This window comes from Pandoraea pneumonica, from assembly GCF_902459645.1.
GTDB classification, from domain to species: Bacteria; Pseudomonadota; Gammaproteobacteria; order Burkholderiales; family Burkholderiaceae; genus Pandoraea; species Pandoraea pneumonica.
Genome location: NZ_CABPSK010000004.1, coordinates 746,417 through 752,809 on the forward strand (window position 1 = coordinate 746,417; position 6,393 = coordinate 752,809).

General features: G+C 62.8%; 6 protein-coding genes. 5 read left to right on the plus strand and 1 reads right to left on the minus strand.

What is annotated here, in order from left to right:
- Positions 1-66 precede the first annotated feature (66 nt).
- The 5 genes from PPN31114_RS22495 (at position 67) to PPN31114_RS22515 (ending at position 5,306) form a co-directional block, all read left to right on the plus strand.
- A complete protein-coding gene (locus PPN31114_RS22495) occupies positions 67-1,065 on the plus strand; it encodes an ABC transporter ATP-binding protein (RefSeq protein WP_150681773.1) in 999 nt (332 codons plus the stop codon).
- 80 nt (positions 1,066-1,145) lie between these two features.
- The gene (locus PPN31114_RS22500) at positions 1,146-2,729 is read left to right on the plus strand and encodes an ABC transporter substrate-binding protein (protein WP_150681706.1); all 1,584 of its coding nucleotides are present in this window, start codon (positions 1,146-1,148) and stop codon (positions 2,727-2,729) included.
- Between the two features lie 26 nt (positions 2,730-2,755).
- Complete coding sequence (locus PPN31114_RS22505) at positions 2,756-4,177, plus strand: acyl-CoA thioesterase/bile acid-CoA:amino acid N-acyltransferase family protein (RefSeq protein ID WP_150681707.1); 1,422 nt, start codon at positions 2,756-2,758, stop codon at positions 4,175-4,177.
- A complete protein-coding gene (locus PPN31114_RS22510) occupies positions 4,174-4,710 on the plus strand; it encodes a CMD domain-containing protein (protein WP_150681708.1) in 537 nt (178 codons plus the stop codon). Before PPN31114_RS22505 ends, PPN31114_RS22510 begins: the two co-directional genes overlap by 4 nt.
- Complete coding sequence (locus PPN31114_RS22515; RefSeq protein WP_150681709.1) at positions 4,707-5,306, plus strand: peroxidase-related enzyme; 600 nt, start codon at positions 4,707-4,709, stop codon at positions 5,304-5,306. The genes PPN31114_RS22510 and PPN31114_RS22515 overlap by 4 nt, the downstream gene beginning before the upstream one ends.
- Before the next feature lie 90 nt (positions 5,307-5,396).
- On the opposite strand, the gene PPN31114_RS22520 is transcribed toward PPN31114_RS22515, so the two are convergent.
- Positions 5,397-6,167, minus strand: a complete 771-nt coding sequence (locus PPN31114_RS22520; protein WP_150681710.1) for a glycosyltransferase family 25 protein — start codon at positions 6,165-6,167, stop codon at positions 5,397-5,399.
- Positions 6,168-6,393: the final 226 nt, after the last annotated feature.

Below are 6,393 nucleotides of genomic sequence, written 5' to 3' on the forward strand. Positions count from 1 at the left end.
CAACCCAACAGCCCGCAGGCTCATCACGGCGCTGGCGGCACACGTGCGGCTGCGGCACCGGCGACGTTGCCCGCCCCGATCGTGGCGCTGCGTGGCGTGAGCAAGCGCTTTGGTGAGCGGCACGTGGGCGCTGCCGGGCGTCTGCTCGAACGCGTGGGCCTCTCGCATCCGCCCGCTGTCGTGCGCGCGGTCGATAACGTCGATCTGGTCGTCAAGCCGGGCGAAGTCGTCGGTCTCGTGGGCGAGTCGGGCTGTGGCAAGTCCACGCTCGGGCGCATGCTCGCAGGCCTGCTCAAACCGTCGTCGGGCGAAGTCCAGATTCATGGCCGCCCCGCCAATGCGCTGAGCGACGAAGAGAAACGCGACGCGCGGCTGAAGATTCAGATGATCTTTCAGGACCCGTACGCGAGTCTGAACCCGCGTCTGCGCATCGATCGCATCGTCGGTGAAGGCGCACTGGTGCACGGGCTGACCGATCGCGCCGGGTTCGACGACTACGTGAGCGCGCAGTTGCAACGCGCAGGGCTCGACCCGGCGCTGCGTCATCGCTATCCGCACCAGTTCAGTGGCGGGCAGCGTCAGCGTATCGGTATCGCGCGCGCGTTGGCCGTGCAACCCGATCTGCTCGTGTGCGACGAGGCGGTGGCTGCGCTCGACGTGTCGATTCAGGCGCAGATTCTCAATCTGTTCATGGATCTGCGCGAGCAGCTCAAGCTCACGTACGTGTTCATCAGCCACGATCTTGGCGTGGTCGAGCACTTGTCGGATCGCGTGGTCATCATGTATCTCGGCCGTGTGGTCGAGAGCGCGCCGGTCGAAGAAGTGTTCCGCCGCCCGAACCATCCGTACACGCAGGCGCTGCTCGCCGAAATTCCGCGCATCGACGTGCGTCATAAGACGTTCTCCGCCATTCGCGGCGAAATTCCGAGCCCGATTGCGCCGCCGAGCGGCTGTCACTTCCATCCGCGCTGTCCGCATGCGATGCCGCGTTGCCGCACGGAAGTGCCAACGCTGCGCGGCGTGGCGATCAATCACGTGAGCGCATGTCACCTGAACGACGCTTGAGTTATTTCACGGCGTGAGCTGACTCCGGTTGGCGTCACGTCAGACCTTCTTTCATTCATCAACGACCAGGATTGCCGATAATGAAACGCTTCTTGTTGTCCTCGTTAGCCGCTGCGTTGCTCGTCACGAGCGCTGCGGCCTCCGCACAAAACGCCCAAAGCTCGACCCTGCGTATCGCGTTTGCCGATCCGCTTTCCTCGCTCGATCCGCAATTGAACAACCATGCGGGCGACCGCTCGGTCGATCTGCACTTCTGGGATCTGCTCGTCGAGAACAAATGGAACAAGCTGCAACCGGGCCTCGCCGTGTCGTGGAAGGCGCTCGACGCCAAGACGTGGGAATTCAAGCTGCGCCCGAACGTGAAGTGGCACGACGGTCAGCCGTTCACGGCCGCCGACGTGATCTATTCGTACACGCGCGCACGTAACGTGCCGGGTAGCGTGGCCACGTTCGCGGGCTATCTGCGCACCATCGAGACGATGAGCGCGCCTGATCCGCTCACGCTCGTCGTGAAGACCAAGATTCCGAATCCGGACCTGCCGCTGAACCTCGCGTCGGTGCATATCGTGAGCAAGCACGTCGGCGAGAAGTCGAACACCGACGACTACAACGCCGGGCGCGCCATGGTCGGCACGGGGCCGTTCAAGTACGTGTCGTACACGCCGGGCGACCGCGTGGAGATGGTGCGCAACGACAGCTACTGGGCCGGTAAGTCGGAGTGGGAGAAGGTCGACTATCGCTATATCAATAACGGTGCGGCACGTACCGCGGCGTTGCTCGCTGGCGACGTCGACGTGATCGACAAGGTCTCGGCATCGGACATTCCGCGCCTGAAGAAGTCGCCGAACGTGACCGTGTATCCGTACCCGGGTCTGCGCGTGATGCTGTTGCAACCGACGTTCCGCGACGGTCCGAACGATTTCATCACCGACAACAACGGCAAGCCGCTCGCCAAGAACCCGCTGCTCGACGTGCGCGTGCGCCGTGCGCTGTCGCTCGCCATCAACCGCGATGCGATTGTGTCGCGCATCATGCAAGGCACGGCCAGCGAGGCCAATCAGTGGATGCCGAAAGATACGTTCGGCTACAACCCTGACGTGAAGAACATTCCGTTCGACGCCGCACAAGCGAAGAAACTGCTCGCCGACGCAGGCTTCCCGCAAGGCTTCAAGCTCACGATGCACGTGCCGAACGATCGCTATCCGCAAGGTCCGGAAACGGCGCAAGCCGTGGCGCAGTTCTGGACGCGCATCGGTGTGAAGACGCAGGTGGAAGTGGTGCCTTGGGCCGTGTACTCGGGCCGTGCGAACAAGAACGACTACGCCATGACGATGCTCGCTTGGGGTAACGGCACGGGTGAAGCGAGCTACGCGCTCGTGAACGTGCTGGCGACCGTGGATGCCAAGAAGGGTCTGGGCGCATCGAACTGGGGTCATTACAGCAACCCGGCTGTGGACAAGGCGCTCGACGCCTCGACCGCCGAATTCGACGAAGCCAAGCGCGAAGCGATTCTGCGCCAGTCGGTGAAGGTGGTGTCGGACGACGTCGGCGTGATTCCGCTGTATCACTACCAGAACATCTGGGCCGCGCGTAAGGGTCTGAAGGTCACGCCGTTCACGAGCGATCGTACGGTGGCGATGCAAGTGACCAAGGCCGCAAAGTAAGCGGACGCCACGAGACTTATTGCCTTATGACGTCATCGCTCATTCTCACGGCCACCCCGGCCGATGCCCTGATCGACGTGCCGCGCCACCTAGTGGTGCGCGGCGCGGCGCCCGGGGCGCGGGTCACGCTGAGCGCACACACGGCGCGTGCGGGCGGCGTGGTCTGGCACGCGGAAGCCACGTTCGTGGCCGATGCCGAGGGCTGCGTCGACGTGGCGCGCGATGCGCCCGTCGCCGGTAGCTATCAAGGCGTGTCGGCCATGGGCCTCATCTGGTCGCAAGTGCCTGAAGACGGTAAAAGCCGCGACGTGTTCCCGGTGCCGGTGACCGCACCATTGGTGACTACGGTTGTGGCGCAGGCGGAGGCGGTGGCCGATGCAACCGACCCTGCGCACCGAGTTTCGGCATCGAGCGCAATCGCCGCCGATGTCGGCACAGCCTCGGCTTCGGTGTCTGCTTCGGTGTCTGCTTCCGTCTCCGCTTCCGTCTCTTTCACGCAGCGTCTGGCCGCCGAAGGCGTCACCCGTCGCGAAGTGCGTGAAGACGGGCTCGCCGGCACGCTTTACCTGCCGCCGGGCGAGGGTCCGTTTCCCGCGGTCATGATCCTCAACGGCTCGGGCGGCGGTATTAACGAACCACGCGCGGCGCTGTATGCCTCGCACGGCTACGCCGCCTTCGCGCTGGGCTATTTCAAGACGCCGGGCTTGTCGGATTACATCTCCAACACGCCGCTGGAATACTTCGCCAAGGGCATGGCATGGCTGCGCCGCACGGTGAAGCCTGCGCATGACTTCGTGGCGTTGTCGGGCCAGTCGCGCGGCGGTGAACTTGTCCTGCTGCTCGGTGCGACGTTCCCGGAGGCGGTGTCGGCTGTCATCGGCTACGTGCCGAGCGCGTTGATTCACAGTGCGCAAAACGCGTGCGATCCGGCATTGGGTCGCGAAGGCCCGACGTGGTTGCTGGATGGCAAGCCGCTGCCGCATATCTGGGAAAACAATCGCACGGCGTCGTGGGCGCCGTTCGACGAAGGGCCACCGCCGCATCGTCACACCAAAGCGATGCTCACGGCACTCGATGATGCGGACGCCGTGGCACGCGCTGCGATTCCCGTCGAGAAGATTCGCGGGCCGGTAATGCTGTTGTCTGCCGAAGACGACGGTTCGTGGCCGTCGAGCCGTTATTCGCGCATGGTGACCGAACGGCTGGCCGCGCATGACCATCCGTATTCGGTCGAGCATCTCGACTTCGCACGCGCCGGACACGCCATCGTGTTTCCGTATGTGCCGACGACCCAACTCGTCTACGCGCATCCCGTCTCGGGCAAGATCAGCACCGGCGGTGGTGAGCCGGATGCCAATGCATTCGCCGACGAACGCTCGTGGAGCGGCGTTCAGGCCTTCCTCGCACAAGCGGTGGCCGAGCGCGCCCAATCACAAGGACAATCATGACCGCCAACACTCAATACGACATCGCTAACGATCTCGTCGACCGCGTGGCCGGGCTCGAAGCCGGGTCGGCAACGCACACGCTGCGGCATGCGCGCGACAAAGTCGCCGTGGCAACGCAGGGCAGCTACGAGGGGTTGTTCGACCCCGCGCTGGAAGGCATTTCGCTGGTGGAGCGTCTGCTGGTCGCGCTGTATGCGAGCCGTCTGACGCCCTCGCCGTCACTCGCCGCGCACTATCGCGCAGAACTGGGCAAGCATTCGGTGGATGCCGCGCAACTCGCTGCGGCCGAGACCGGTAAGCCGGAAGATTTGGCGGACGGGCGTTTGCGCGCGATGTTGATTTTCACGCGCACGCTGATCGAAAACCCGGTGGCTGGCGACAAAGCCGCGTTGCACCAGTTGCCGGCAGCGGGGCTGACTACGCCCGCCGTGGTGGCGCTCGCGCAACTCATTGCGTTCCTGTCGTATCAGACGCGTCTGGTCGCAGGCCTGCAAGCCCTCAAACAACTGGCTCCCCGGGAGACGACAGCATGAGCGAGATCATCCGTTCGCATGGTTTTACCAACGAGTCGCTCGACTGGGACGCGTGGCTCGACGTGGTATCGCTCGATCAGGCCACGCCAGAACAAATTGCGGTGCTCGAGGAAAGTCACCCGAAGGCGAAGACGTCGGATTATTACCTCTTTCTGGTGCATCAACCGGAAGTGCTGCGCCAGCGCTCGGCAGCGTTCAACGCGATCATGTACGCCCCGGGCGGCATGCCGCGCGCCGAGCGTGAGTTGTCGACGACGGTGGTGTCGCGCATCAACGGGTGCGTGTATTGCGCGTCGGTACATGCGCAGCGCTTCGAGCAATTGGCGAAACGCAATGACGTGATCCGTGAAGTGTTCGACGAGCCGCGCACTGCGGGTACCACCGAGCGCGAGAAGGCGATCGCGCAGTTCTCGATCGCGCTGACGGAAACGCCTGGCGATGTGCGTCCGGCGCAGTTGCAGGCATTGCGCGATGTTGGACTGACCGATGCTGAGATCCTCGACCTGATTCACTCGATCGCCATTTTCGCGTGGGCCAACCGCCTGATGCTGAATCTCGGTGAACCGGTGTTTCCGGAGGGAGAGGCTGCGGCGTGAGGTGCGGGGGCCGCTAGCCCCTTGTTCGTCCCCAACGAAAAGCGCGCTGTCCTCTCTGAGGCAGCGCGCTTTTGTTTTGCTCGATGTCCCTCAATCCCATCGATAAGCGTCGAACAACCGTCGGCGCCAACCGTCCATGTGGCGATTCAGACTGTCTCTTCCCATGTGATATTCGCGACGCAGCTTTTCGGGGAGCGAGCGTTGCGCTTTCTGCCGGCCGGTAATGGTGGTGTCGACGATCGCCTCGCAGTGGGAAATGACGGCGGGCGAAGTGGAGATCATCCGAATGCCGTGCTCCCAGTTCCTGTTCAACATATCGTCGACCGGGTGCACCATACGCTTGCCATAAGCTAGGAGCGTGAGGGCCGCATCTCGCCGAATCAGATAGGCCTGTGTCCCACCCGGCTGTTTGCGATGATCGTGCAAGATGGCACCGTCGGGGAGTCGCCCCACGGGCCAGCGGCCGGCATCACCGCCCTCGTTCAACCGCATGACACCCCAAGGCGTTGGCGTGTTGACGGCATGGCTCAGACGTACCGCAAAGCCGGGAGAGAGCCGGACATCGTCTTCCAACACACACCAGATATCCTCATTCGAGCGCGCGAGATCTTGCCATATGCGGTAATGGCTGTCGTAACAGCCAACTTCACCGAGCGTCAGATGGTTGCCATAGGTCCGAAGACGCGTTTGTGCGTCATACGAAGCCGGATACTCGCGAGGACGTTCGGCGCCGAAAAATCGAAATGGGATGTCGGCGCGTTTAAGTTGCTCGGTAATGTGAGCCCGACGCGCATGGCTATCGGTCAACGAAATGACGATAACGGGCGGGAGCTTCATCCCGGAGTCTGAGAGTTGGATCATCGGGTCTTTCGAGCAGTCTTGCGTAGGCAACTACGCCTGAGCACTGCTCATATCGGTCTATAAAACAACCGACACGATAGACACCGAATGTGTCAGCTCTCGCATCTTCCAAATAATTACCGGAAGCGAGGTTTGATTGTTCTGTACGCGCAAAGCAAAAACCCCTTGCTACTTTGGTAGCAAGGGGTCTTTAGGGGAGCCTGACGATTACCTACTTTCACACGGG

What these genes read in the sequence shown, in the direction of transcription:
- PPN31114_RS22500 (WP_150681706.1), top strand. Translation starts at nt 1,146, where the DNA reads ATGAAACGCTTCTTGTTGTCCTCGTTAGCCGCTGCGTTGCTCGTCACG.
- PPN31114_RS22505 (WP_150681707.1), top strand. Translation starts at nt 2,756, where the DNA reads ATGACGTCATCGCTCATTCTCACGGCCACCCCGGCCGATGCCCTGATC.
- PPN31114_RS22510 (WP_150681708.1), top strand. Translation starts at nt 4,174, where the DNA reads ATGACCGCCAACACTCAATACGACATCGCTAACGATCTCGTCGACCGC.
- PPN31114_RS22515 (WP_150681709.1), top strand. Translation starts at nt 4,707, where the DNA reads ATGAGCGAGATCATCCGTTCGCATGGTTTTACCAACGAGTCGCTCGAC.
- PPN31114_RS22520 (WP_150681710.1), bottom strand. Translation starts at nt 6,167, where the DNA reads ATGATCCAACTCTCAGACTCCGGGATGAAGCTCCCGCCCGTTATCGTC.